Origin of the sequence: Flavobacterium salmonis (genome assembly GCF_903819435.1) — a bacterium.
GTDB lineage: Bacteria > Bacteroidota > Bacteroidia > Flavobacteriales > Flavobacteriaceae > Flavobacterium > Flavobacterium chungangense.
This window is the reverse complement of record NZ_CAIJDP010000090.1, coordinates 192,005-218,063: the sequence shown is the minus strand read 5'-3', so window position 1 is coordinate 218,063 and position 26,059 is coordinate 192,005. Positions and strand designations below refer to the sequence as shown.

The following is a 26,059-nucleotide window of genomic DNA, read 5'->3' as shown; positions in this document are numbered from 1 at the left end:
ATCAAACTAATCTAAACATGAAATTAAAATTTATAATGTTATCAATAGTATTGATAAATGTTGGAGTGTATTCTCAAAAGCCTCAAATAAAAGATGCCCAATCTTTGTTTGAAAAAGGAAAATCAGAAGAGGCGCTTGTAATTTTAAAAAAGTCAGAATACCTAATTCTGAATGCGCCGGATGAAGAAAAATCAGATTTTTATTTTTTAAAAGGTAACGTTTTAAAGGATTTGGCTATCAAAAATATTGATGCGGCTAATAATTTTTCATCTGCATCAGAATCTTACCAGGATGTGATTTTATACGAAAATGAAGCGGGTAAATACAAACTTTCCGTAAAAGCTAATATAGCTTTAAAAGATATGAAATCTAAACTCGTCAATGGTGCTGTAGCTGATTTCAAGGCAGGTAACTTCAAAGAAAGCGCTGAAAAGAGTTATAAAGTGTATTTATTTGATAAAAAAGATACATTAAACCTTTTTAATGCTGCTGCTGCCTATTTAAATGCAAAGGAATATGGTCTGGCAATCCAGTATTATGAGCAGTTAAAAAAAATGAACTTTTCAGGAAATGGCATTCTCTATTACGCGACTAATAAGAAAACAAAAGAAGAAGATGCTTTTATCTCTCCAAAAGCAAGGGATTCCTATATTCAGGAAGGACTTTATGAAAAACCAAGAAATGAAGCTATTCCTTCCAGGAAGTTCGAGGTAAATAAACACTTAGCCTATGCTTATTTGGAGAGAAAAGATTTAGTCAAAGCAGAGGCGACCTACAATTATCTTTTAGAATTAAATCCTAATTATATTGATTCGTACATCAATCTGGCTTATTTAAAGCTAGAATCAAAAAAAGAAATAGTAGATAAAATAGATGCTTTAGGAAATTCAAAAAAAGAAATGCTGGAATATGATAAATTAACAGCAAAAAAAGATGATATTACAAGAAGCGCGATTCCATATCTTACGAAAGCGCTTATAATTGAACCTAAAAATCCAGACGTTACAAAGATGCTTTTAGGAATTTACAGATCCCTGGATATGACAAAAGAGTATAATTCTCTAAAGGCAATTAGTAATTAATGAAAATGAGTTTTATTAGGTATTAATTGTTCAAAAAAGGCTTAGGAGTTTAATTTTTAAACTTCAAGGCTTTGGTTTAATCAGGATTTTTTATTTCGAAAGAAAAACCAAAGGGTCGTTTTGGTTCTAAGCTCACTATTCGTATACAAATACAAATAGTGAGCTTTTTTTATGCAATAATTTTATTTTTTTTGATAAAAATGAATAATCAATCTTAAATTTGCAGTGCAATAAATAACAGGATTTGCGGTTTTAATTTTTAATTAATTAAAGGAATTATACTTTAATTATGATTTTTATTATTAAGGTGTTAAAGTTTAGTGCTTTGTTAGGTTGCCTGATTTTTATATTTAGTTTATTAAAAAAAAGCCCTTATTTTGTGCAAAATCAGCGAATGTGATTTTGTTCGCCTGAAAAGTTGTCAATATAAAATAAAATAATACAATAAATAAATATTTTAACCAGCTATGAAGAAAAACTACACTACTTTATTTTGTTCTGTTTGTATTTCTTAAATGTGTTTAACACTTTAATTGTCCAATTTATTTAACAATCAAACTAAACAAAAAATGAAAAATAACATTAAAATACTTTCCTTTCTGTTATTGATTAATATCAGTGTATTTGCACAAAAAGATCAAATAAAAGAAGCTCAATCCTTTTATGATAAAGGAAAAATTGAGGAGTCAATAACAATTTTGAAAAAGATAGAATACCTTATCGTCAATGCACCTGATGTAACTAAATCAGATTTTTTTTATTTAAAAGGAAATAACTACAAAGATTTAGCTACTAAGAATATAGATCCGAAAAACAATTTTACAATAGCTTCAGGTGCCTATCAGGATGTACTTTTATATGAAAATGATTCACGTCATTATAAATATGCTTTTAAGGCAGATTTAGCTTTAAAAGATATTAAATCTAAACTGGTAAACGGAGCAATTAAAGATTTTAAAGAAGGCAGATATAAAGAAAGTGCTGATAAAAGTTACGAAGTGTACTTATTTGATAAAAAAGATACCTTAAACTTATACAATGCAGCAGCTGCTTCTTTAACAGGTAAAGATTATGTTTCATCTGTTAAATATTACGAGGAACTTAAAAAAAGGAACTATACAGGAACAGGAACTATTTTTTATGCAACTCATAGAAAGACAAAAGTAGAAGATGCTTTCGTTTCTTTAGGTGCGCGTGATTTGGCGGTTAGTGAGGGTGTTTACGAGAAACCCAGAAATTTTTCCCCTCCTTCCAAAAGAGAAGAAGTTTTGACTAATCTGGCTTTTTCATATTTAGAAAGAAATGATTTTGCTAATGCAGAAAAAAACTATCAGGATGCTTTGCAGATAAATCCTAATTGTATTAATTGTTGCATTAACCTTGTTTTTGTCAAAATGGAATTGAAAAAGGCATTGTTGGATCAGATGAATGCATTAGGGAATACTCCGAAAGAAGTAAAACAATATGATGAATTAAATGCTAAAAAAGATGAAATTGTAAAAAGTGCAATTCCGTACCTTAAAAAAGCGTTAATTATCGAGCCAGGCAATGAAGAAGCTAAAAAATCACTTTTGGGTATATACAGAGCTTTGGAAATGACTAACGAATATAATGCTTTGAAAAATAAGTAAATAATATATAAAGAAGCTGCTAAATTTTCTTTTGGGCAGCTTCTTCTATTACTGATTTTTTACCAATAGTTCTGGTAATAATATCTTTTTCCAGGCTCCATCCACGTGCAGGTGAATATTCACGGCCGTACCAAATAATCTGCAAATGCAGGTCATTCCATAATTCTCTTGGAAACAATCTTTTTGCATCTTTTTCTGTCTGAACTACATTTTTTCCGTTTGAGAGATTCCATCTGTACATGAGTCTGTGAATATGCGTATCAACAGGAAAAGCCGGGACTCCAAATGCCTGTGACATCACAACACTTGCTGTTTTATGCCCAACAGCCGGTAAAGCTTCAAGAGCCTCAAAACTCTGTGGAACTTCTCCGTTGTGCTTGTCAATCAAAATATGTGACAAACCATGAATTCCTTTCGATTTCATTGGCGATAACCCGCAGGGGCGAATAATTTCCTTAATTTCTTCAATCGACATTTTAATCATATCATACGGATTATCAGCCTTTGCAAAAAGCAACGGTGTAATCTGGTTAACACGTACATCCGTGCATTGCGCCGAAAGTAAAACGGCTATCAATAAGGTATAAGGATCTTTGTGATCTAGTGGTACAGGTATAGTAGGGTAGAGTTCTTTTAACGTATTTATAACAAATTGTACGCGGGCTTCTTTATTCATTTCCGTATTTTTAATGCCGTAAAAATAGCATAATTTTAATGATGTGCCTAATCCGGCTTTCCGTTTCAACTCCTCATTGTTAAAGTAACATTTTTTCGCATTAACAAGAGCTTCCTCCGGTCGCTTTCTTAATGCAAAAAATATAAACTTTCACAATTCCGGGGTTTTCACTTTAATCCGGGGCAGAAAAAATTAACAATTGATAATTAACAATTATAAAAGATGACAACATTACAAAAAGGAGATAAAGCGCCAAATTTTTCAGGAACAGATCAGGATGGAAAAACGCATAAATTATCAGATTATGCCGGAAAAAAATTAGTAGTTTTCTTTTACCCAAAAGCAAGCACACCGGGCTGTACTACAGAAGCATGTGATTTAAGAGATAATTTTGAGCGTTTTAAAGCCAATAATTACGAACTTTTGGGAGTAAGCGCAGACAGTCAGAAAGCACAATTGAAGTTCAAAGACAAATACGAATTTCCTTTTCCGCTTTTGGCAGATGAAGATAAATCAGTAATCAATGCGTTTGGCGTTTGGGGGCCAAAGAAATTCATGGGAAAAGAATATGACGGAATCCACAGAACGACTTTCATAATCGATGAAAATGGAATTATTGATGAGGTTATTTCTCAGGTTAAAACGAAAGAACATGCTGCACAAATTTTAAAATAATAAAAGTAAAGTCCAATAAAAATGCCCTTTCATAAAGGGCATTTTGATATTATATTTCTATTTTAAAATATTATTCTAAAACCAAACCAATCTGACCATCGTCATCTAACTCTGTTTCAACCGGATCGTCGTCTGATATTTCAGGTTTTTCAGGAACTTCTTCAACTGGTTCTTCGTATGGAAGCGGATCCAATAAATTAACTTGTCTTAATTTATCGGTTGTTAATTGATTGCCTAAGGCTTTAAAACCTTTTACGGCTATAAAATCTTCAATATCAATATGAAGATCTTCTTTTTGAACACCTTTTACTTTTGCAAAGACCAATTGTGCTACCGGACGATAATCTGTAGATACAATTTCTAATTGCGAGTTCGGGTGATCGGTAATAAAACTTTCTTCTTTGCCTTCATTTTCTACAAGGAAACGTTTTAAGAAGTAGCGCTCTTTTTCACCATCATAATAAATGGCAGAAATTGGTTTCTTAGGTTTCCATTTTTCAAGAACAATCATATCCTCTTCAAAATGAGTTGATAACTCCGGAATAATTACTTTTAATTTTCCTGATTGGCTTATGACTAAAATCTTGTCGCTTGGTTTAAATTCGCCAAGCAATTCTCCTCTGGCATCAACATTCAAACGTTTTACGGTATCATCAAACCAAACTTTTCTTGGCAGTAAAGTCGAAATTCCTTTTTCTTTTAATTCGATTTTCTTGATCGGATATTTTGTAACCAAATTTCCTTTTGAAGCACGGCCTTTAATTGCCAGGCCTGCAAAATCTATATCGAATTTTAATTTTTTAATAGTTCCTATTTGTCTTAGCAAGATGGTAACAACTTCGGCTTCGCCGTTCGGGTTATGTGAAAAATAAACTACCTGTGAACCTTTGGTTCCATTCGTTAAATCGTAGGCTTTGTCTCTGGTTACTCCCGACACATTAAAACGTTTGATATAAGAAGGACCTGATTTTCCGTCACGGTAAATCATATTGTAAATGGTACGTTTATCGCTTTTATCAAATACCGCAATATGTATAATGTCTTTGCCTACAAACGTTTTTGCATCAACTTTCGTAATCATCATCGTACCATCGCGCAAAAATACAATTACATCGTCTATATCTGAGCAGTCTGCTACATATTCGTCTTTCTTTAAGCTGGTTCCTACGAATCCTTCTTCTCTGTTTACGAATAATTTTGTATTTCTTAAAACAACTTTTGTTGCTTCAACATTGTCAAAAATTCGCAACTCCGTCTGACGCTCGCGGCCTTTTCCGTATTTCTCTTTTAATTTGGTAAAATAGGCAATTGCAAAATCGGTAAGATGTTCCAGATTGTATTGTACCTCTTTCATTTCTTCCTCTAATCTTGAGATTAATTCATCGGCTTTATCAGAGTCAAAACGAGTGATACGAATCATCGGAATCTGAGTAAGTCTTTGCAAATCTTCATCTGTAATTTCTCTTACGAATGATTTTTTGAAAGGCTCAAATCGATCATACAAATATTTGTAAAGCGATTCTCTGTCGCCGTACAATTTGAAATCAATATACATTTCTTCACGAATGAAGATTTTTTCTAAAGTAGAAAAATGCCACTTGTTTTTTAATTCTTCTAATTGAATTTCTAATTCCTGACGAAGTAAATCAACAGTTCTTTCTGTCGAAATTTTCAACATTTGAGAAACCCCGATAAACAATGGTTTATTGTCTTCAATTACACAGCCTAAAGGCGCTACAGATGTTTCACAGGCTGTAAACGCAAATAAAGCGTCGATTGTTTTATCCGGAGAAACACCCGGGAAAAGATGAATTAAAATCTCAACATCTGCCGCCGTGTTGTCTTCAATTTTCTTGATTTTGATTTTGCCTTTTTCATTGGCTTTCAAAATACTGTCAATCAAAGTTGTGGTATTAGTTGAAAACGGAATTTGCGTAATTACTAATGTATTTTTGTCTAATTGAGCAATTTTAGCACGCACACGCACACGTCCGCCACGAAGTCCATCATTATAATTAGACACATCGGCAATACCTTGTGTCATAAAATCAGGATAAAGTGTAAACGGTTTTCCTTTTAAGATTTTAATCGAAGCATCAATTAACTCATTGAAGTTGTGAGGCAAAACTTTAGTCGAAAGTCCAACCGCAATACCCTCTGCTCCCTGTGCCAAAAGCAATGGGAATTTAACGGGAAGATTGTTTGGCTCTGCACGACGACCATCGTATGAAACGCCCCAATCGGTAATTTTCGGAGAATATAAAACCTCCAAAGCAAATTTAGACAAACGTGCTTCAATGTAACGCGAAGCTGCTGCACCGTCTCCCGTTAGTATATTTCCCCAGTTTCCCTGGCAGTCAATCAGTAAATCTTTTTGACCAATTTGCACCATGGCATCACCAATACTCGCATCTCCGTGTGGGTGATACTGCATGGTGTGACCTACTACATTGGCAACTTTATTATAACGGCCATCATCCAGCTCTTTCAAAGAGTGCATAATACGACGCTGAACCGGTTTAAAACCATCTTCAATAGCGGGAACTGCACGTTCCAAAATTACGTACGAAGCATAATCCAGAAACCAGTCTTTGTACATACCGGTTACTTTCGTGATTACATCTTCACCTTCTTCTTCCTGATTTTCATAAAAATGCTGTCCTTCAAATTGCCTGGCATCTACATCAATAATTTCGTCATCTCCTTCTTGATTTTCATCAAGCGGATTTTCTTCTGAATTATTCTCGTCGTCGTTTGGAATTATGTTGTCGTCTTCTTCGTCTTTCATTTAATTATATTCGAAATTATAATTTTAATATTATTTGTTTTCGATGAGTTGTTTTAAAACTTCAACGCTTGGTAAAACCGTTTTATATTTACTTGCAAAAATTTGTTCGTTATTTTCTGGTAAAGTGTATTTTACAACTGCTTCACTTTTGTTCTGACAAAGCACAATTCCTATGCTTTTATTTTCGTCTTCCAAACGAATCTCTCTGTCATAATAATTGACATACATTTGCATCTGCCCTAAATCCTGATGTTTTAATTCTCCTATTTTCAAATCAATAAGAACAAAACATCTTAATATTCTATTGTAGAAAACTAAATCAATTCTGAAATGTTTATCATCAAAAGTAATTCTGTTTTGTCTTGCTACGAAAGTAAAACCATGACCTAATTCTAATAAAAAATGTTCTAATTTATTTATTATTTCCTCTTCTAATTGAGATTCCGAATATTGATGTAATTCGGGTAAACCTAAAAATTCAAGGATGTAAGGATCTTTAATAATGTCTTTTGGCTTTTCAATAATTTGACCTTCTTCCGAAAGTTTTAGAATTCCTTCTTTATCCCTGCTTAAAGTTAATCGAGTATAAAGTGCCGAATCGTACTGACGTTTTAATTCCCGAACACTCCAATTATACTTTTCTGATTCTATTTCGTAAAAGCGCCTTTCTTTTTCGTCATCAATTCCCATCAAAAAAATGTAGTGAGTCCAAGTTAATTGGAAAAACGAAATCAGTGATTTCGTTTTTTCAATTTTCAAATCTTCTTCAAGTGATGTGGCATTTTGATTTTCTAAAATTCGAGTCAGTGTTACGGAATTTGAATATGTTAAATAAAATTTCCTTATAAATTCTAAATTTCTAATCGAAAATCCTTTACCAAATTCCCTTGTCAATTTTTCAGAAAGTCCTTTTAATAACTGTTTTCCATATTCAGCTCGATCCTTTCCATTCTGTTCTTCCTCAACAATGATTTTTCCAATTCCATAGTAGGTAGCTGTCATCGTTGAATTTACTGTACGCAAAACTTGTTGTCGGGCATTTTGAAGTAACTCGACTACTTGCTTAAATATAATTTTATTTTGAAGATCGTTTGACAATATTATGTTTTTTTAAATAGCAGCATCTTCAATAGTATCCAACTCCACCTTCAAATTTTTGATAATAAACTCTTGTCTGTCCGGCGTATTTTTCCCCATGTAGAAAGACAATAATTGCTCAATCGAAGTGTTTTTATCCATCATAATTGGATCCAGGCGAATCGTTTCTCCAATGAAATTTTTAAACTCATCCGGAGAAATCTCTCCCAAACCTTTAAATCGGGTAATTTCAGGCTTTGGTTTTAATTTTTCGATGGCATCTTTTCTTTCTTCTTCAGAATAACAGTAAATAGTTTCTTTTTTGTTACGAACCCTGAAAAGCGGTGTTTGTAAAATATACAAATGCCCTTCTTTGATTAATTCAGGAAAAAACTGTAAAAAGAAAGTAATTAATAATAAACGAATATGCATTCCGTCGACATCGGCATCGGTTGCGATTACGATGTTGTTGTAACGCAGTTTTTCGAGTCCGTCTTCGATATCCAAAGCAGCTTGCAGTAAATTGAATTCTTCATTTTCATACACAATTTTCTTTGTCATTCCGTAGGAGTTCAAAGGCTTACCACGTAAACTAAAAACGGCTTGTGTATTTACGTCACGCGACTTGGTAATTGATCCGGAAGCCGAATCTCCCTCGGTAATAAAAAGTGTGCTTTCTAAATTTCGAGGATTTTTTGTATCCGGAAGATGTGCACGGCAGTCTCTTAATTTTTTATTGTGAAGATTGGCTTTTTTAGCACGATCTGTAGCCAATTTACGAATCCCTGATAATTCTTTTCTTTCGCGTTCAGCCTGTAGAATCTTGCGTAATAATGCTTCTGCTGTTGGCGGATTTTTGTGTAAGTAATTGTCTAATTTGTTCTTAACAAAATCGTTTACAAAAGTACGAACAGAAACTGCCGGTGTTCCGTCATCAGAACCCATATCTGTCGAACCCAGTTTAGTTTTGGTCTGAGACTCAAAAACGGGTTCCATCACTTTAATGCTAATTGCACTCACAATCGATTTACGAACATCGGAAGCTTCGAAATTTTTGTTATAAAACTCACGAATCGTTTTTACAATTGCTTCACGATATGCGGCTAAGTGCGTTCCACCCTGTGTAGTATTCTGACCATTTACAAAAGAGTGATATTCTTCGCTGTATTGTGTTTTACTGTGCGTTAAAGCGATTTCGATATCATGATCTTTCAAATGAATGATTGGATATTCCAAGTCTTCTTCACTAATCGTTTCTTCCAATAAATCACGAAGACCATTCTCAGAAATATATTTTTCTCCGTTGAAAATAATAGTTAAACCATTGTTTAAGTAACAATAATTTTTAACCATTTTAATCACATATTCCATACGGAATTTATAGTTTTTGAAGATCGTTTCATCTGGCGTAAAAGTAACTTTCGTTCCTTTTCGTTTCGTAGTATCGATAATGTCTTCTTCCTGAACTAAATTTCCGGCAGAGAATTCAGCTGCTTTTTGTTTGTCGTCACGAACTGATTCTACCCGAAAATAGTTGGACAATGCATTAACTGCCTTTGTTCCGACACCGTTCAGACCAACTGATTTCTGGAAAGCTTTAGAATCATACTTTCCACCCGTATTCATTTTCGAAACCACATCAACCACTTTACCCAATGGAATTCCACGTCCGTAATCACGAACTGAAACCGTTTTGTCTTTGATACTCACTTCAATAGTTTTTCCTGAGCCCATTACGAACTCATCGATACAGTTGTCTAAAACCTCTTTTAAAAGAATATAAATACCATCATCCGGTGATGATCCGTCTCCCAATTTTCCGATATACATTCCGGGGCGCATACGAATATGCTCTTTCCAATCGAGTGATCTAATATTATCTTCGTTATATTGATTTTGCTCTAGCATAAATGAATTTGGATTTTTGGCTAATGTACCATTTCTGCATAAAAAATGAAAGCGTATTATTTTAAAGTTATCAATAAAATGCCTAAAAAAAGTAATTTATTGATTCTGAAAAAGAGGAACCGTTAAAAATATGAAAAATTGGTTTTGAAACCAAAAAAATCAAAGTCAGATGCCGAGAACTTGTTTTGCCAAAGCAATCATTTCAGGTGTTCCCGTGTTTTTGTTTTTTTCGTCAGAGAGTTTTACAACGCCTTGCCAGCTTGCATGATCCGGTTTTGTTTCGGCTAATTTAATGACCATATTCATCGATGGCAGGCCGACATCATTGGTAAAATTAGTTCCGATTCCAAAAGACATTCTGATTTTATCTCTGCAAAAATCTGCTATGATTTTCACTTTGTCAAAATTGAGAGAATCTGAGAAAACAATTGCTTTCGATTTTGGGTCAATTCCCATTTTGGTATAATGAAAAATTACTTTTTGTGCAAATTCAATTGGGTCTCCGCTATCATGTCGTACACCATCAAAAAGTTTGGAGTATTTTTTATCAAATTGACTAAAAAATATATTTGTTGTGTATGTGTCGGTGAGCGCAATTCCCAGGTCCCCTCCGTAAACTTGTGTCCAATGTTCCAGACTAATTGAATTAGCCATTTTAAAGCCATATTGTGCAGCATGAAACATAAACCATTCATGGGCGTGCGTTCCTAAAGGTCTGCGGTTGTTAATCATTGCAAAATGCACATTACTAGTTCCCATGAAGCTTTGCCCACCATACGTTCTCAGTGTTTCATTAACTAATTCGTGTACTTGATAAGAATGACGGCGTCTTGTACCAAATTCTAAAATTGAAACTCCGAGTTTATTGTAATTGTCAATTTTGTTTTTGGTCACTTTTTTTATAGCATCATCATTTAAGCGAATTAAATGATTTGATTTATAAAAAAGCTCTGAGATTAAAGACATCAAAGGCACTTCCCATAAAATTGTCCGGTACCAAAAACCTTCTATTGTAATTTTTATATCAGAACCTTCTTGTGTAATATGCACTTCAGACGGATCAAAACTATATCCCTGCAGAAAATCTAAATAAGTTGGATCAAGGTAAGGGCAATAATGTGTCAGATAACTTTTTTCTTCTTTCGTTAAACGAAGATCTGCCATTGCATCTACAGAACGGCGAATTAAATCTGCAAAACCAGCAGGAAAAACATGCTTGCCACGATTGATAAAACCATAACGGACTTTTGCTTTTGGAAAAAGCCTGATTACGGCATGCTGCATTGTAAATTTATAGAAATCATTATCTAAGATTGATTTTAAAAAAGTTGTTTCCATAATTCAGGCCGTTAATGTTTTATCACTAATTGCTAAGTTACGCTAATTCCGTAAAATAAGAAAGAGATATAGTTAGCGATGAAACAATAACTACTTAGAAATTACTTTAAAGGAAGCAATACTATTTGTATCCAGATAAAATGTAATATAATCCCCGATAGTTTTATCAAAAGTAATCTGAAATTCTAAGCCACCTTTTTTTTCTTTTGAATTTACTACCCGAACGGGTTGGTTCTTTTTGTTTAAATAATAAAAGGGATCAGATTTTGAAATATTTTTGATCAAAAAAGTTATTTTATCACCACTATTGACTTCAATTATTCCAGATTTCGGTGCGATTATTTTATTATCCCCGGCAATTGCTCTGTTATAAATTAAAGGTCCGTTTAAAAAGTCATCTTTGTTTAATTTTTCGCCAAGAAAAGATCCGGAGTCAGGAAAATGTTTTGCGAAAAAGTAATCGGGTTCTGTATCAAAATAAACAGGGTCAAAATCTTTTACCATTTTACCTTTATTATTGTCATAATATCCTTGTCCCCAGGTCACATCAATTAAACGCCATTTTCCATCAATTAAAGCTGTATTCCAGGCGTGATTTGAAGAGGTATTTTTTCGGCCTATATCAACTAATTTTGTTTTCGAATCCCCTTTAATAATTTGTGATTTAATTCCAACTAATGAAGCTAAATGCTGAAATAAAAGTGTAAAACCTTCGCAAACTGCTTTTTCAGATTTGAATGTTTTTTGAAGTATTTGAGTATTAAATTCTTGTATTTTTCGTTGTTTTTCGTCTTCCGTGCGATAAGAGAAACTTTGTGTTTTTGACGGATTTAAAAAAGCATTAAAATTATATTTTATATTAAAAGCCATCCAACTGTAAATAGCTCTTGCTTTGTCATAATCTGATTTGAAATCTTTTTCGATTCTTTCAGCTAATTCTTGTGTACTACTAAAGTTTTTAGGATATTTTAAAACGATATTATCAACAGCACTATATTTTTGAGAATAGGAGGTGTGCAGGAAAATGGCATTAAAAAAAATAAAGGCTAAAACTATTTGTTTTATTTTCATTAATTGAAACTGTTTTTTACAATTGTTTTTAGTTCATGATCAAATTCCGGATTTGAGATTTCATTTTTTTCTAAATCAAAGTTTGAATTGAAAGAAGGAAGTGAAAAAAGACCTTTTACCTGAGCGCCATATCTTGGGAAAGCGGTTTTTGCAATTTCTAAAACCGAAGCCCCGCCTCTTGCTCCAGGAGAAGTTGCCATCAAAAGCATTGGTTTTTGCTGAAAAACATCCTTGATAACTCTGGAGCTCCAATCGAATACGTTTTTAAAGGCAGCAGAATAATTGCCATTATTTTCAGCCAAAGAAACAACCAAAATATCAGCGCTTTCGATTTTTTTCAGAAATGATTTTGCAATTTCATGCTGGCCAATTTCTTTTTCTAAATCAACACTAAATACAGGCATTGCGAAATCATTCAAATCTAAAACTTCTACTTCGGCATTTTCAAATTGATTTGCAGCATAACTTGCTAAATGTTTATTGATCGACTGTTGGCTGTTGCTTCCTGCAAAGGCTATAATTTTCATGTTTTTTTAATTTTTATTAAAAGTAATGAAATTAAATTATAATCAAAAACGGCTTAAAGGAAATAAGTTCGGTAAAATAAAAGTCCAAAAAAGAATCGCTCTTTTTTGGACTTTTTAGGATTTGAATCAATAAAATTTGGCTTAATTCTGCTTTAATTCCTTTTGTGGATGATACCCAAAAAGGTGATGCTCTTTGATAATTTCAGCAACTCCTGATGGAAGCATAGGTTCCCAGCCGGATGTTCCATGACTAATCATTTTTAAAACTTCGCGAGAGAATACATTTAAAATATTAGGATTATAATCTACAATATCGACTACTTTTCCGTTGAATTTAAAGAATTTATATAATTCCTTCATTCTAGGATGTACTTTTAAGTTTTCAGAAGTGATAATTTCTCCATTTTCACCCAACATTGGATATAAAAATACTTTCATATCACGATAGAATAATTTTCCAAAAGCTTCAAGGATTCCGCCACTTAAATGACGGTAATACTTCTCATCAAATATATCAACCAAATTATTCACGCCCATTGCAAGTCCCATACGAGCTTTGGTATAATTAGAGAAATATTCAACGACTTTATAGTATTCCTGAAAATTAGAAATCATAACGGTTTGGCCTAATGAACAAAGTAATTCAGCTCTGTCCATAAAATCACGCTCATCAATTTCACCATCTGATCGTAAATTTGAAAGTGTAATTTCAAAAACTACTAAAGTATTATCTTTTTCAACCTTATTTTCTTCGAGAAACATTTTTAATGATTTCTCATACATATCAAGATTTACATTGGTAACCGGACGGAAACTTCCTCTAAAGGCAAGAAGATTTTTTTTGTATAAAACGGCAGCCGGTAAAACGTTTTTTCCTTCAGGATTAAACATTACGGCATCTGTCATACCATTTTTAACCAGTTGCAAACTCATCAAACGATTATCAACATCTGCAAAACGAGGTCCTGAGAAATTAATAGTGTCTATTTCCAGCTGATCTTTATCTAAGTGATCGTATAAATAACGAAGTAATCGTTTAGGATCATTGTATTTGTAGAATGCGCCGTAAATTAAATTAACGCCTAGGATTCCAAGTGTTTCCTGTTGTAATCGGGCGTCAGTTTCTTTAAAACGAATATGCAGAATAATTTCGTTGTAAGCCTCGTCTGGTTCAATCTGATATCGTATTCCAACCCAGCCGTGACCTTTAAATTGTTTGGCAAAATCTATAGTGGCAACAGTGTTGGCGTAACTAAAAAAAAGTTTGTTTGGGTGTTTTTCTCTGCTTAAACGTTCTTCAATCAGTTCCCCTTCAAAGGTTAACATTTTTTTGAGTCGGTTTTCAGTTACGTAGCGTCCGTCACTTTCAGTTCCGTAAACAGCATCACTAAAATCTTTATCATAAGCAGACATTGCTTTTGCAATTGTTCCTGATGAACCTCCGGATCTGAAAAAATGTCTAACTGTTTCTTGTCCAGCGCCAATTTCAGCAAAAGTTCCGTAAATATTCTCGTTTAAATTAATGCGTAGCGCTTTGTCTTTGATAGAAGGAATCTGAGCGATGACCTTGTCACCTTTGAGTTTTATTTCTGTACCCATTTTATTTTAAATAGATTTGTTACAAAGTTAGTAAATTAGCGTTCTAATGAAAGAGAAATAATCCCTATTTTTGTAAAAAAAACAAGTTCAATTGAAGATCTATTTTTTAGGTACCGGTACTTCTCAAGGTATTCCCATTATTGGGATTGATCACCCTGTTTGCAAAAGCACAGATGCTAAAGATAAAAGGCTTCGTGTGTCTATTTGGATCACATGGGACGAACATTCGTATGTTGTAGATTGCGGTCCTGATTTCAGACAGCAAATGCTTTCCTGCGGCTGTCGAAAACTTGATGCCATTTTATTTACACATGAGCATGCTGATCATACAGCTGGATTGGATGATATTCGTCCGTATAATTTCAGACAAGGTGAAATTCCTGTTTACGCACATCAGCGTGTGATTGATAATCTTAAACGCCGTTTTGATTATGTTTTTGAAACTGTAAATAAATATCCAGGAGCACCAAGTGTAAAAACTATTGAAGTAATCAATGACAAACCTTTTGCAATTGGTGATAAAATGGCTGTCCCGATAAATGTAATGCACGGAGATTTACAGGTTTTTGGATACAGAATAGATGATTTTGCTTATTTGACAGATGTAAAAACCATCGAAAAGACTGAAATTGAGAAATTAAAAAACCTGAAAGTTTTGGTTGTAAATGCTTTGCGCGTAGAACCCCATGATACCCATTTTAATTTGCAGGAAGCACTTGATTTTATCAATTTAGTAAAACCTGAAAAAGCTTATTTGACGCATATTAGCCATGTTTTGGGATTTCATGAAGAAGTCCAGAATCAACTTCCTGAGAATGTTTTCCTTGCTTATGATAACTTAGAAATTACAATTTAATTATACCTACAAAATGAAGAAATCCTTAATGCTTTATCTTTTTTTATTAGCAATCCTAATGAATGTTTTTACTTACATGTTTTACAGCAGAGAAATAAAATTTGAGAAGGACAGATATGATAAAACGACCAAAAAGCTTAGAGACAGCATAACTACAGTTTCGACAAAACTGGCAGAATCAAATTATTTTTCGTTGGAAAACAATGAAAACGCCCAAAATTATTTTGATAACAGTGCAACAGGTGGAAAAGTAATTTTATATGAAAAACTGATTCCGGTCGTTACTGAAAAATTACTGGACTTAAATGCAAATCCAAATGGGAATCCTTATACAGGACAGGATAAAATTGGTTCGAACAAATTTATTATTAATAAGGTTAAAATATTAAATCACAGATGGATAATTGCTGATTATAGCAACGGCGAATTATGGGGAGAGGTATTGCTGAAATACTTTGTTGATGATAAGGAAAATATAACTTTTGAGGTAAATCAGAACTGGTTATATCAAAAATAGGATTTTTTAATCCTATTTTTTTTTTTTGACAACAAAATTCTATTTGAATTAGAAAACATGATGAGTCATAAAAATGATGGCATAAATCCAGAAGTTATAGATTATAGTAAAACTAAAGCCATATAAAATACTTTTTGAAAAATTACTTTTACAAACAGATGATTTTTTAAAAACGAGTCTCAATGCCCTGAAAAAAATCCAATACAGTATTCCGATAAAATTTAAGATTGTAATCCATAATATAGTTTCAAAAGCCCAAAGTAAATAGCTGGCTACCATAGAAACAATCAGCCATAAAATTATACTAAATATAATTTCAATAATTCCATCTCCAACCTCCGGAATATCAGTTTCAACAGCCATGTTTTTTTGAAAAAATATATTTTCCTGTTCGAGTTCTCCTAAATTATGTTTGATTTTAATTCCTTTATATAATCCGATTGAGATAAACAAAAAGAAAGAAAGAGATAAAATCGAGGTAGAGATTAATGAATTTTTGAAGAGTGAATTATCAAATCCTAAACCTAAAATCCAAACGGATAAAATAGTTAACGGGATGACAATAAGAGTAATTATAAAAATATTTCTGGAATTAATAATGTTATAATTACTCATAATGTATTTCTTGCAAATTGCTTATTAGGGCTAATTTTTCAGCCAATTCTTAAAATCAAAGAAATTTTGCGGAGCCACGCCATGTCCAACAGGATATTCCTTATAAGTAACAGGAATATTTAAATTTTCTAAAATAGCCGGTGTTTTTCTGGCCCAATCTATTGGAATGACCTGATCGACAGTTCCATGCGAAGCGAATATTGTCAGGTTTTTAAAATCGTTTTTCTCGAAATCTTCCTTAATAATTTCTGCATTAAAATAGCCACTCATTGCTACCACTCTCTGAATTTTTTCAGGATAAGAAAGTGCTACTGAATAACTTAAAATCGAACCCTGACTGAATCCTACTAAAGTCACATTATTTGGATCAATAGGATAATTCGCAATTAATTCATCTATAAAATTTGCAATTATATCTCGTGAGGTTTTGGCTTGTTCATTGTCTGAAAATTTATTCTGATCAGCGTCAAAATTAATGGCATACCAGGCATAGGCACCATATTGTAAATCATAAGGTGCTCTTGCTGAAATAATGTAATAATTATCAGGAAGTTCAGTAGCAAACGAAAACAGATCGGCTTCGTTACTGCCGTATCCGTGTAATAATAGCAATACAGGGTTTTTGTCCAGGATTACTTTTGGGGTTTGTATTTTATATTCTAAAGATAGATTCATTTTTTTGTAAGTATTATAGTTTTATGCTTCAGTTGGGTTCGAAATCCGGTTTTTAATTTTGATATTCTGTTTACCCGATACTTTTAAGCCATTTCTGGAAAAGTCCGCCAACCAAAGGCATTGGTCTTGTGTGGCCCTGAATAGCACTGAAAATTCCGTAAGCCCATAAAACAGATACAAAAATCCACATGGGGAAAGTGATAAAAAAACTGTCGAAAGGACTGATAATTAAGGCCAGGGAAATAAAAGTAATTGATAAACCTGCGGCCTGGCGGATATGAAAAGAAGCAAAGCTGTTTTTATTTTCAGAATTCATACTCATGGCAATCAAAACGCCAATAATTAGAATATAACTTGTAATAGCAATTGGTTTTCCTTCTTCGACTGTATTATTCATTTTTTATTTTGTAATAAGTTGATTTTGATTTAATATTCCATAAACAGAACCTGTGATTTCAGTTCCTAAAAAAGCAGAATTTTTAGATTTTGAAAGGATGTTTTCTTTTGTAAAAGTCGATTTTCTTTCCGGAGTAAAAAATGTGAAATTAGCTTTTCCACCCTCTTTGATTGTATTACTTTCTAAACCGAACACTTCTCTTCCTGAAGTTAATTTTGAAATTACAGTTTCTAAAGGCAAAACCGTCAATAAAGCTCCAAAAGAACTTTCTAAGCCAATAGTTCCGTTTTTGGCAGTATCAAATTCCATTTTTTTAAATTCAATATCAATTGGATTGTGGTCAGATGTAATTAAATCAATTGTTCCATCTGCGATTCCGTTAAGTAATGCTTGTCTGTCAAGTTCGGTTCTTAGTGGCGGAGTGACTTTAAAACGTGTATCAAAACCGTCCAGTTTTTCATCGGTTAAAACCAAATGATGGACAGATGCACTGCAGGTTACGTTTAAGCCTTTCGCTTTTGCTTCTCTAATCAATTGAACTGATTTTGCTGTAGAAATGGTTGGAATGTGAAGTTTGCCTCCCGTGTATTCCAGTAAAAATAAATTTCGGGCGATTTGCAATTCTTCGGCCAGATTTGGAATTCCTTTTAAACCTAATCTGGTTGAAACAATTCCTTCATTTGCTACTCCATTTCCTTTTATATTAGCATCCTGGGAATATGCAATTACCAGACCATCAAAATCCTGAACATATTGTAAGGCGATTTTTAGCAGATTGGCATTGTCAAGACTTTTATTGTAATCTCCAAAAGCGATGGCTCCCGATTTTTTCATATCAAACAATTCGGCCATATCTTTTCCTTCACTGGCTTTGGTTAAAGCACCAATAGGAAAGAGTTCTGTGGCAAAACCATTTGCTTTATTTTTTACAAAATTCACCTGTGATTGATTATCAATTACAGGAAAGGAGTTGGGTTGTAAAGCAATAGCTGTAAATCCGCTTTTTGCTGCAACATTCAACCCATTTGCGATAGTTTCTCTGTCTTCGTAACCCGGTTCTCCAAACGAAACACTGCTGTCAAACCAACCTTGGGAAAGATGTAAATTATCAAACTTAACTTCTGTTGTGTCATCAATGTCAAGAATGGATGTTCCTATTTTTTCAATTAAACCATCTGCAATTAAAAGATCAACAGTCTGGTTGTGAAACGGACTTTTTGAATCGATAATTTTGGCGCTTCTGATGATTATTTTCATATGTAGATATTTTTTTGTCGTAAAATGATTTTGTAAAAAGTAAGTCCTTTTAGAAAAAATGGAATCTATTTTACAAATTTTATAATGGCCATTTCTAATGCTAAAAATAACAGTGCAAAGATAACAAACCATTTCCAGATTTGGCTGTCTGTGCGTTCAGTTTGTAAGGTGTTGAAAATGGTTGAAATTGTATCAGCAGTTTTAAAATCTGAAACTACATTTGTGTTTACCTGACTCAGGTCGCTTTCACTTCGGTTGTAATTGAAACTCAGGTTTTCAACTGATTCTTTTTTATCAAAAACGCTGTAATTTCCAGCTGTGTCCGGAAAATCATTGAAAGTTAGTTTAACCTTATTATTCAATATTTGCTGAATTGGAATAAATGAATCTTCTGTTCCTTTAACTTCTAAGATGGCATCTTTGCTTAGTAAAACATCCACAAAATAAGGCTGATTATTACCAATTGTCAGGGCGTTTACACCTGTTTTTTGATTGTTTTGCCCCATTTTATAAAATAAGGGAACTATTAGCGGAGATTGCTGAAAATTAGAATTCCCTGAATTTACAGGAGCTGAAAAAACAGTAATTCCTGCAACCGGATTCTGAAGCATGCTTACAAAAGGACTTTGATCTTCATAAGATAAAACTGCCGGGTACGGACTTGAAATATCAAAAGAGGAATTTGTTTTTGGATACTGGAAATTCGTTATTTTATTTTCAAAAACACCTGAAAAAAGAGGATGGTCGAAATTGATTTTCGTAATTTGTTTACTTTCTGTTTTTAGATTGTTGAATTGAATTTTTCCAAAATTTGCTAAAAAAGTATTCAGATTTGAAACTGAACTTTTTTCAGAAGGAATAACAACCAGATTACCGCCTTTTGAAACAAAAGCTTTTAAAGTCGTCTGCAAGGCCTGTGGAATTTCAGTTAATTCATTCAGAATTATAGTGTTTTGCTTTTCTAAGCTATTGTAATCTAAAGAACTGATGGAGTAATTGTTGTAATTGAATTCTGCAGGAGTATAAATCCTGGATAAGAAATTGCTTTTTTCTGGTTCTCCGATGCTAATAACATTTGTTTTTTTAGCTTTCGAAATACTGAAAAAAAGTGTATTGTCATAAGAAAGACCGTTATCTTCAATCACTACATAACCATGAAAAGCTTCTTTTGGAATCGTGAAATTGACTTTCTTTTTCTTTGAATCAAAATTAATAATCGTTTTAGCAATAAGCTTTTTCTGATTGTACAAGGCCATCGAAACGGGTTTAAAATCTTCGCCGTATGCTGATAATTTAATTCCTATTTCGTAGAAATTTTCTAAAGTCTGGTTGATAAAAACACTGTCGATTGAAATGTTGTTTTTTTGTTCTGCTTCCGGAATTATAAAATAGGGTTTCTCGTCAAAATCGATATTTTTCACATCTTTTTCGGCTAAACCAACAGCATCCGTAATAATGACAATATCTTTTTTATTTGCCGATTTGTGTGCTTTTATCTTCGCAGTTATTGCTGAAAGTTCAAATGGAGTTGCACTATATTTTAGATTCTGCAGTGAACTTTTAGCCGATTTAATATCTGTGTTCCAAAAGTTTTCGGTATTGGTTAGCAGTGAAAATTTAGCAGTTTCTGGTGTGTTTTCTAAAAGTTCCTGAACAGCACGTTTTAATAATTCACCTTTTTTCCCTTTGGCCTGCATGCTAAAGGAATTATCAAGGACAATGTACATTTCGTTTGCTGAATTTTTACTGTCAATTGCTTCAAAAAAAGGCTGTGCAAAAGCCAGAATAACACAAGTTAGTAATAGTAAACGTGTTGCTAATAATAGTCTTTTCTTTATTTTAGAACTTTTACGGGTTTGAATGGCAAGTTCTTTTAAAAACCGGACATTGGTAAAATAAGAAGTTTTAAATCGTCGTAATTGAAACAAATGAACCAAAATTGGAACAATCAATAAGAACAGAAAGTATAGAATTTCGGGATTTTTAAAATGCATTCAGGCTTTGATTTATTTCACTATATTATTTGTATGCAAATGTGCCTGCCAAAAATACAAATTTGTTGAGAGTTAAAGCCTGCAAAGCAAAACTTTTTATTCAAAAGATATTTGAATAATATAACTTTTCAAAATTCATTTATAACGGAAAAATCTGTCGAAAAAGATATTATTGCCTATTTTAGCTAATTCAAAAAACCACTTTATAATATGAAAAGAATGTATCTAATATTATTTTCAGCTTTGGCAGTTATTTCTTCAAAAGCTCAGAATAAGTTTAATTTATTGGTAGGAACCTATACCAATACTTGCGAGAGTAAAGGAATTTATGTTTATGAATTCAATGCTGACTCAGGGGATTTTAAATTAAAAAAATCTTCAGAAAATGCTGTAAGTCCAAGTTATTTATCAGTTTCTGCAGATAATAAATTTGTTTATGCTGTAAATGAGAATGGTAATCAAAGTACTGTCAGTGCTTTTAGTTACGATTCTAAAAGTGGTAAAATAAAATTAATAAATAAAAATGATGCTTTAGGTGCAGATCCCTGTCATTTGATCAATGATAGTAAAAATGTAATTGCAGCTAATTATTCAGGCGGAAACATTGCTGTATTTAAGAAAAATGCAGACGGGAGCATTACAGAAGCGCAGCAATTAATTCAGCATGAAGGCAAAGGACCAAATGAAGCACGTCAGGAAAAAGCTCATATGCATATGGTGGCTTTTTCTCTGGATAAAAAGTTTGTTTTAGCCAGTGATCTAGGTTTGGATAAAGTTTTTATCTATACATATAATCCGGGTGCGGCACACGATATTTTAAAATTAAAGGAAAGTGTTGATGTAAAGGCAGGAAGCGGTCCACGGCATTTAACTTTTAGTAAGGATGGTAAATTTATGTACTTAATTCAGGAATTAGATGCAACGCTGACGACTTTTAGCTATGACAAAAGCGGAAGTTTAAAGAAGATTGCCGAAACCAGTATTCTTGCTAAAGATTTTAAAGGAGGTACAGGTGCTGCAGCAATTAAAATTTCGCCTGATGGAAAATTTTTATATGTAACAGATCGTGTAGATGCCAATAATATCTCAGTTTACAAGATTCTTAAAAATGGAAATATCCAATTGGTAGAACAACAAAGTACGTTAGGAAAAGGACCAAGGGATTTTGCTATTGATCCCACAGGTAATTATCTCTTAGTTGGGCATCAGCATACCAATGAAATTATTATATTTAAAAGGGATAAGGTTACAGGAAAACTTACTAATACTGGAAAGAAAATAGAATTGTGTTCGCCGGTTGGACTGGTTTTTACTAAGTAAATAGATATGAATGTTTCTGCTAAAATTTTAAGTAATTTAGGTTACATTTTAATAATTATTTCGATTGTTTTCATTTTTGAAAATGTAGATTTATTGGTTTCTCACTGGCATGAATTGTTTACCTATGATTCTTATAAAATGATTGGTGGAGGAATTCCTCAAAAAGACGTTTTATTTTATGATATTTTTCGTTGGTTATTGCTATTAATTGGCGGAATAGGTTTTATGAACAAAAATGTTTTTGCATGGATATTTATACAGGCTTTTGTGATTTTAACGTTCTGCACCGCTGCGATTAATTTATTATCTGATTTTGCTACACATTATGAAAGTATAAATTTGAATTATTTTTTGACACTAATAATAAGCGGGAGTATAATGTTCTTTCTATATATAACATTAAATCAGAATGCTGTCAAAGAAGAGTTGGGTGTAGACAAATACCAGAAAATTTGGCTTTGGTCAAGCATCTTTGCTTCAACCACAATTGGAATTCTAATTTTGGAATTATTATAAAATAAAAATTCCAAATTCTAAGCATTATAACTTTGGAATTTGGAATTTTAAATTTTTTATTTATCCTTATCTTTTCTCTTCTTGTCTCTGGTTTTCAACATATTTCTGTTAACAGATCCATGCGTTTTCTTTTTCGTTTTTGAAGGTCCGCCCAAATTGACCTTCTTGTTCTTTTTAGCTTTTTCATGAAAAGCACCTTCGCCCTCCAGTTTTACTTTTTTCATTAAAAACTTAATCGGCTGTTTGTCTTTTTCAGGTTCGATCAGCTTGGTTGAAATTTCAACTTCTTCAGGAAAATCGGTAATTTTAAGTTCCTGATTCATTAAAAGTTCTGTTTCGATTTTAAATTCTTCTTCTCTTGGAGCAACAAAACTGATGGCTGTTCCTGTTGCGTCTGCACGACCCGTACGACCAATTCTGTGCATATACAATTCAGGCTCTTCAGGAAGTTCAAAGTTGATTACGTGAGTGATGTCAGAAATATCCAAACCTCTAGCCATAATATCGGTTGTGATCAGGCCGCGAAGATTTCCTTCCTGAAATTCGGCCATCGTACTTAAACGATAATTTTGAGATTTATTAGAGTGAATTACTCCAAACTGACCTTCAAAATCTTCTTCGATTCGGGTATGAAGCATATCTGAAATCTTTTTATTGTTTACGAAAACCAAAACGCGGTTCATACTTTCGTCAGTTTCTAATAAATGTTTCAAAAGATTTACTTTCGTATTGAAATTCGGAACGTTATAGGTAATTTGAGTGATTTTTTCAAGTGGGGTTCCTGAAGCTGCAAGCGTAACTTCTTCCGGAAAATCAAAAAAGTCATTTAAAACTGCATCCACTTCATCTGTCATGGTTGCAGAGAATAAAATGTTTTGGCGTTTGGTTTTCATCATAGCCAAAAGAGCCGTCAATTGTGTACGGAAACCTAAGTTCAGCATTTCGTCAAACTCATCAATAACAAGCTTTTGAGTTTCATCAAAACGAATCACAGCGTCAAGCGCCAAATCCATTGTTCTACCCGGTGTTCCAACTAAAATGTCGATTCCTTCGTAAACCGCTTTCTTTTGTGTATTGATATTTACTCCTCCAAAAATCCCTAATGTTTTAACCGACATGTATTTGGTCAGTTTTTCAACTTCTTCTACCACCTGAACCACTAATTCACGGGTTGGAACCAGAATCACGATTTTTGGTGTATTGGTATTGGTGAATTTATATAATTTTAAGAGAGGCAATAAGTAAGCAAATGTTTTACCCGTACCGGTTTGCGCAATCCCCATCATATCGCGGCCTGACATAATCACAGCAAAGGATTTTTCCTGAATAGGAGTAGGAGTAACAAATCCTAATTCATCGATTGCTTTTTGTACTGATTTTGGAAGATTGAATTTTTCGAACGTGCTCATTTGCCTTATTTTTTTGCAAAGATAGTATTAAATCCCCTTATAACAGACAAATACTGTAGACATCGTTAATCAATTGTAAGTTTAAATATTAAAATCTTAATTTTAAGCAGCTTTTACACGTAACAATAAGCATCAGAAAACTTTAATTTCTTCTTCACTGAAAGGAGGCAAAGTTTTACATAATTATTTTTTATTAAAACTATGATTTCAATATTTTTGGTATTTATTATTTTTGTGTGAGTACTATTTCATCTAACATAAGCATTGGCTTTTTATTTTTTCTTTCTCGCCAGACAGGAAGTTTCTGTTCCGGAATTAAAATGATTTTTATTTTATCAAAAACATGAAAATTAATATTGAGAAACTTGTATTCTTTGATATTAGTGGTTTGATTTTCTGTTGATTGTTGTTTTTTTTGTTCTTTGATGACTTCCCATTTTTGATTTCGAAAGCCCTTCAAAATATTTTTTTTCGGCAAAAATATCCAGTGTCTCTGATCTTCTAAACATTGAAATTGTAAAGAGTTAAAATCTATATTATTACAATCAATACTTATTTCGGCATTTTCGCCGTACCAGCCTGTCCAGTTAAGATTAATATCTTTATAACCTTTTATTCCATCATTAAGCCCTCTTTCTTTTTTAGCATTAAAATTTTGGGAAGACTGGGTTTCAAATTTGTATTTTAGGGTTTCTCCTAAATGCTTTGTGACATTATTTTTAGCAATATAGTTCCATTGAATTCTATATTCTTCAGGGCTTAAGCCGTCTTCACTGAGTTCGTAAATTCCGAAATCTGAACAGTTTTTTACAAAATCCTGAATCCTGTTTTCCAGATTATCTCTCACAGAAAATGAGTCTCCGTTTTTTTGATACATTCCGTGAGGTTCTTTTCTATAGAACTTTGCCTGTTCAAAATAAACATATTCTAATGCTAATCTCAGTTTTAAAATTCTCTTGGCTATTACAGGCTCATCTTTGGAAATCATTTCAGCCTGACTTATTAACTGATCGTATTGATCCATTGCTTCTGGAGAGAGAAATGTGTTCCTACTTTCTATTGGATTGGTATAAATATTCAGATAGCGGTTACTTTTTTTCTGATTTTGCATAAGTAAATCAAGATATTTTTTGACAAACGGAGAAGCATTGCCATAAAAACCATTTAGGAAATCATTTGTTACAGCTTCAACATCAGTATTGGTGTCCCAAATTATTTTTGCTAAAAGATATTGTCTCAACTCATATAAATCTCCTGCAATATCTGCATAACCCTGTACAAAGAGACCTTTGACCTTATTTTGTTCGTATAATTTATAGTTTTCCGAAAAAGTATGAAAGTTTGGAAAAGGAGAAAGATAATTGGTAAATTCAACCGTATAGTCCCATAAATATAAATGGTCTGTAGCAGCACTCCATTTGTGGAGCTTATTCAAAAAGTCATTATTGCCTGGTGTACCTTCGATAGCTTTTCCACGATTCATTTCAATTGGGCAAAAAAGTGTATAAATATTAGGTTTAATTTTAATGTTTTTTGGAGCCTGATAGGTGTGAAGATAAGCTAAAGTTGTTATTTTAGTTTTTGGAAATTGTACAGCAATTTTATTTAGAAAGTAATACAACGACGATCCTTGCGGTCCTCCATGTTTTTCATTTAAAATTTTACATTTATCACATTCACAATACACAACATCATCATTCTGGCTTATTGAAAAGAAATGAGCATTAGGATTTTGGCTAATAATGTCAGCCATTTTTTTTGAAACAATTTTGACTACAGCATCATTGGTCATGCATAATGATGCTGGATTTCGTTTACCTTCGTACAGAGCAAAAAAGGCCGGATTTTTTTTAAAATATTCTTTGGCACTTAATAATTTATAGAAGGAATGTCCCCAAATACCAAAATCATCAATATGCCAATCCAGTTTGTGCCAGTCTCTAAAATTTTCATCATAACAATCCGGATAAAATAAAGCGCGATATTCAAAAGAAGGTGTGTAGGTTTTATTGAAGTTCTTTGGGAATGTTACTTCTTTCAGTTTCGGAATAAAACTGTCCTTTGCAGTATATTTTCTAAAACCCCATGTTTCCAGTAAGGTATAAATGGCATAGCGCAACGTTTTTTCATT

At 32.8% G+C, this 26,059-nt stretch carries 22 protein-coding genes; 7 read left to right on the top strand and 15 right to left on the bottom strand.

Features of this window, described 5'->3' with window-relative positions:
• The first annotated feature begins 17 nt into the window (after window positions 1-17).
• Both FLACHUCJ7_RS24635 and FLACHUCJ7_RS24630 read left to right on the top strand, forming a co-directional pair.
• Window positions 18-1,082, top strand: coding sequence for a tetratricopeptide repeat protein (locus FLACHUCJ7_RS24635; RefSeq protein WP_223255536.1), 1,065 nt, complete (start codon window positions 18-20; stop codon window positions 1,080-1,082).
• Window positions 1,083-1,651: 569 nt separating this feature from the next.
• Window positions 1,652-2,713 (top strand): tetratricopeptide repeat protein, encoded by a 1,062-nt coding sequence (locus FLACHUCJ7_RS24630; protein ID WP_180910897.1) that lies wholly within the window; start codon window positions 1,652-1,654, stop codon window positions 2,711-2,713.
• Between the two features lie 19 nt (window positions 2,714-2,732).
• Here the strand turns inward: FLACHUCJ7_RS24630 and FLACHUCJ7_RS24625 are convergent, their stop codons facing one another.
• The gene (locus FLACHUCJ7_RS24625; RefSeq protein WP_078229668.1) at window positions 2,733-3,389 is read right to left on the bottom strand and encodes an endonuclease III domain-containing protein; all 657 of its coding nucleotides are present in this window, start codon (window positions 3,387-3,389) and stop codon (window positions 2,733-2,735) included.
• A gap of 222 nt (window positions 3,390-3,611) precedes the next feature.
• Here FLACHUCJ7_RS24625 and bcp point away from each other — a divergent pair, with 222 nt between their 5' ends.
• Window positions 3,612-4,064, top strand: a complete 453-nt coding sequence (gene bcp / locus FLACHUCJ7_RS24620; protein WP_078229667.1) for a thioredoxin-dependent thiol peroxidase — start codon at window positions 3,612-3,614, stop codon at window positions 4,062-4,064.
• 70 nt (window positions 4,065-4,134) lie between these two features.
• Here the strand turns inward: bcp and FLACHUCJ7_RS24615 are convergent, their stop codons facing one another.
• The 7 genes from FLACHUCJ7_RS24615 to FLACHUCJ7_RS24585 all read right to left on the bottom strand — a co-directional run bounded on the left by FLACHUCJ7_RS24615 (window position 4,135) and on the right by FLACHUCJ7_RS24585 (window position 14,372).
• Window positions 4,135-6,852, bottom strand: coding sequence for a DNA gyrase/topoisomerase IV subunit A (locus FLACHUCJ7_RS24615; RefSeq protein WP_180910896.1), 2,718 nt, complete (start codon window positions 6,850-6,852; stop codon window positions 4,135-4,137).
• Between the two features lie 30 nt (window positions 6,853-6,882).
• On the bottom strand, window positions 6,883-7,950 hold the full coding sequence (locus FLACHUCJ7_RS24610) for a PDDEXK nuclease domain-containing protein (RefSeq protein ID WP_180910895.1): 1,068 nt from the start codon (window positions 7,948-7,950) through the stop codon (window positions 6,883-6,885).
• A 12-nt stretch (window positions 7,951-7,962) separates the two neighbouring features.
• On the bottom strand, window positions 7,963-9,837 hold the full coding sequence (locus tag FLACHUCJ7_RS24605; RefSeq protein WP_180910894.1) for a DNA topoisomerase IV subunit B: 1,875 nt from the start codon (window positions 9,835-9,837) through the stop codon (window positions 7,963-7,965).
• 165 nt (window positions 9,838-10,002) lie between these two features.
• On the bottom strand, window positions 10,003-11,175 hold the full coding sequence (gene pncB / locus FLACHUCJ7_RS24600; protein WP_180910893.1) for a nicotinate phosphoribosyltransferase: 1,173 nt from the start codon (window positions 11,173-11,175) through the stop codon (window positions 10,003-10,005).
• Between the two features lie 90 nt (window positions 11,176-11,265).
• Window positions 11,266-12,246, bottom strand: coding sequence for a transglutaminase domain-containing protein (locus FLACHUCJ7_RS24595; protein WP_180910892.1), 981 nt, complete (start codon window positions 12,244-12,246; stop codon window positions 11,266-11,268).
• Complete coding sequence (locus FLACHUCJ7_RS24590; protein ID WP_180910891.1) at window positions 12,246-12,773, bottom strand: NADPH-dependent FMN reductase; 528 nt, start codon at window positions 12,771-12,773, stop codon at window positions 12,246-12,248. The genes FLACHUCJ7_RS24595 and FLACHUCJ7_RS24590 overlap by 1 nt, the downstream gene beginning before the upstream one ends.
• 141 nt (window positions 12,774-12,914) lie before the next feature.
• Complete coding sequence (locus FLACHUCJ7_RS24585) at window positions 12,915-14,372, bottom strand: TonB-dependent receptor (RefSeq protein ID WP_180910890.1); 1,458 nt, start codon at window positions 14,370-14,372, stop codon at window positions 12,915-12,917.
• A gap of 91 nt (window positions 14,373-14,463) precedes the next feature.
• Between FLACHUCJ7_RS24585 and FLACHUCJ7_RS24580 the strand changes: the two genes are divergently transcribed.
• Window positions 14,464-15,228: an MBL fold metallo-hydrolase gene (locus FLACHUCJ7_RS24580; RefSeq protein WP_180910889.1), complete on the top strand. Its 765-nt coding sequence runs from the start codon at window positions 14,464-14,466 to the stop codon at window positions 15,226-15,228.
• Window positions 15,229-15,241: 13 nt separating this feature from the next.
• Window positions 15,242-15,745 carry a hypothetical protein gene (locus FLACHUCJ7_RS24575; protein WP_180910888.1) on the top strand — a complete coding sequence of 168 codons (504 nt, stop codon included), beginning with the start codon at window positions 15,242-15,244 and terminating at the stop codon, window positions 15,743-15,745.
• Between the two features lie 48 nt (window positions 15,746-15,793).
• Here the strand turns inward: FLACHUCJ7_RS24575 and FLACHUCJ7_RS24570 are convergent, their stop codons facing one another.
• The 5 genes from FLACHUCJ7_RS24570 to FLACHUCJ7_RS24550 form a co-directional block, all read right to left on the bottom strand.
• Window positions 15,794-16,360 carry a hypothetical protein gene (locus FLACHUCJ7_RS24570; protein ID WP_180910887.1) on the bottom strand — a complete coding sequence of 189 codons (567 nt, stop codon included), beginning with the start codon at window positions 16,358-16,360 and terminating at the stop codon, window positions 15,794-15,796.
• Window positions 16,361-16,390: 30 nt separating this feature from the next.
• Window positions 16,391-17,035 (bottom strand): alpha/beta hydrolase, encoded by a 645-nt coding sequence (locus tag FLACHUCJ7_RS24565; RefSeq protein WP_031454903.1) that lies wholly within the window; start codon window positions 17,033-17,035, stop codon window positions 16,391-16,393.
• A 70-nt stretch (window positions 17,036-17,105) separates the two neighbouring features.
• Window positions 17,106-17,432, bottom strand: a complete 327-nt coding sequence (locus tag FLACHUCJ7_RS24560) for a membrane protein (RefSeq protein ID WP_031454902.1) — start codon at window positions 17,430-17,432, stop codon at window positions 17,106-17,108.
• Window positions 17,433-17,435: 3 nt separating this feature from the next.
• Window positions 17,436-18,689: a dihydroorotase gene (locus tag FLACHUCJ7_RS24555; RefSeq protein WP_180910886.1), complete on the bottom strand. Its 1,254-nt coding sequence runs from the start codon at window positions 18,687-18,689 to the stop codon at window positions 17,436-17,438.
• Between the two features lie 65 nt (window positions 18,690-18,754).
• Entirely contained in the window at window positions 18,755-20,683 is a 1,929-nt protein-coding gene (locus FLACHUCJ7_RS24550) for a vWA domain-containing protein (RefSeq protein ID WP_180910885.1), read from the bottom strand.
• Between the two features lie 210 nt (window positions 20,684-20,893).
• Between FLACHUCJ7_RS24550 and FLACHUCJ7_RS24545 the strand changes: the two genes are divergently transcribed.
• Complete coding sequence (locus FLACHUCJ7_RS24545) at window positions 20,894-22,003, top strand: lactonase family protein (RefSeq protein ID WP_180910884.1); 1,110 nt, start codon at window positions 20,894-20,896, stop codon at window positions 22,001-22,003.
• A gap of 6 nt (window positions 22,004-22,009) precedes the next feature.
• The gene (locus FLACHUCJ7_RS24540) at window positions 22,010-22,519 is read left to right on the top strand and encodes a hypothetical protein (RefSeq protein ID WP_180910883.1); all 510 of its coding nucleotides are present in this window, start codon (window positions 22,010-22,012) and stop codon (window positions 22,517-22,519) included.
• 56 nt (window positions 22,520-22,575) lie between these two features.
• On the opposite strand, the gene FLACHUCJ7_RS24535 is transcribed toward FLACHUCJ7_RS24540, so the two are convergent.
• Window positions 22,576-23,928: a DEAD/DEAH box helicase gene (locus FLACHUCJ7_RS24535; protein ID WP_078229652.1), complete on the bottom strand. Its 1,353-nt coding sequence runs from the start codon at window positions 23,926-23,928 to the stop codon at window positions 22,576-22,578.
• A 226-nt stretch (window positions 23,929-24,154) separates the two neighbouring features.
• Complete coding sequence (locus tag FLACHUCJ7_RS24530; protein WP_230408907.1) at window positions 24,155-26,047, bottom strand: DUF4838 domain-containing protein; 1,893 nt, start codon at window positions 26,045-26,047, stop codon at window positions 24,155-24,157.
• Window positions 26,048-26,059 lie beyond the last annotated feature (12 nt).

What these genes read in the sequence shown, in the direction of transcription:
- FLACHUCJ7_RS24635 (WP_223255536.1), top strand. Translation starts at nt 18, where the DNA reads ATGAAATTAAAATTTATAATGTTATCAATAGTATTGATAAATGTTGGA.
- FLACHUCJ7_RS24630 (WP_180910897.1), top strand. Translation starts at nt 1,652, where the DNA reads ATGAAAAATAACATTAAAATACTTTCCTTTCTGTTATTGATTAATATC.
- FLACHUCJ7_RS24625 (WP_078229668.1), bottom strand. Translation starts at nt 3,389, where the DNA reads ATGAATAAAGAAGCCCGCGTACAATTTGTTATAAATACGTTAAAAGAA.
- bcp (WP_078229667.1), top strand. Translation starts at nt 3,612, where the DNA reads ATGACAACATTACAAAAAGGAGATAAAGCGCCAAATTTTTCAGGAACA.
- FLACHUCJ7_RS24615 (WP_180910896.1), bottom strand. Translation starts at nt 6,852, where the DNA reads ATGAAAGACGAAGAAGACGACAACATAATTCCAAACGACGACGAGAAT.
- FLACHUCJ7_RS24605 (WP_180910894.1), bottom strand. Translation starts at nt 9,837, where the DNA reads ATGCTAGAGCAAAATCAATATAACGAAGATAATATTAGATCACTCGAT.
- pncB (WP_180910893.1), bottom strand. Translation starts at nt 11,175, where the DNA reads ATGGAAACAACTTTTTTAAAATCAATCTTAGATAATGATTTCTATAAA.
- FLACHUCJ7_RS24595 (WP_180910892.1), bottom strand. Translation starts at nt 12,246, where the DNA reads ATGAAAATAAAACAAATAGTTTTAGCCTTTATTTTTTTTAATGCCATT.
- FLACHUCJ7_RS24590 (WP_180910891.1), bottom strand. Translation starts at nt 12,773, where the DNA reads ATGAAAATTATAGCCTTTGCAGGAAGCAACAGCCAACAGTCGATCAAT.
- FLACHUCJ7_RS24585 (WP_180910890.1), bottom strand. Translation starts at nt 14,372, where the DNA reads ATGGGTACAGAAATAAAACTCAAAGGTGACAAGGTCATCGCTCAGATT.
- FLACHUCJ7_RS24575 (WP_180910888.1), top strand. Translation starts at nt 15,242, where the DNA reads ATGAAGAAATCCTTAATGCTTTATCTTTTTTTATTAGCAATCCTAATG.
- FLACHUCJ7_RS24570 (WP_180910887.1), bottom strand. Translation starts at nt 16,360, where the DNA reads ATGAGTAATTATAACATTATTAATTCCAGAAATATTTTTATAATTACT.
- FLACHUCJ7_RS24565 (WP_031454903.1), bottom strand. Translation starts at nt 17,035, where the DNA reads ATGAATCTATCTTTAGAATATAAAATACAAACCCCAAAAGTAATCCTG.
- FLACHUCJ7_RS24560 (WP_031454902.1), bottom strand. Translation starts at nt 17,432, where the DNA reads ATGAATAATACAGTCGAAGAAGGAAAACCAATTGCTATTACAAGTTAT.
- FLACHUCJ7_RS24555 (WP_180910886.1), bottom strand. Translation starts at nt 18,689, where the DNA reads ATGAAAATAATCATCAGAAGCGCCAAAATTATCGATTCAAAAAGTCCG.
- FLACHUCJ7_RS24550 (WP_180910885.1), bottom strand. Translation starts at nt 20,683, where the DNA reads ATGCATTTTAAAAATCCCGAAATTCTATACTTTCTGTTCTTATTGATT.
- FLACHUCJ7_RS24545 (WP_180910884.1), top strand. Translation starts at nt 20,894, where the DNA reads ATGAAAAGAATGTATCTAATATTATTTTCAGCTTTGGCAGTTATTTCT.
- FLACHUCJ7_RS24540 (WP_180910883.1), top strand. Translation starts at nt 22,010, where the DNA reads ATGAATGTTTCTGCTAAAATTTTAAGTAATTTAGGTTACATTTTAATA.
- FLACHUCJ7_RS24535 (WP_078229652.1), bottom strand. Translation starts at nt 23,928, where the DNA reads ATGAGCACGTTCGAAAAATTCAATCTTCCAAAATCAGTACAAAAAGCA.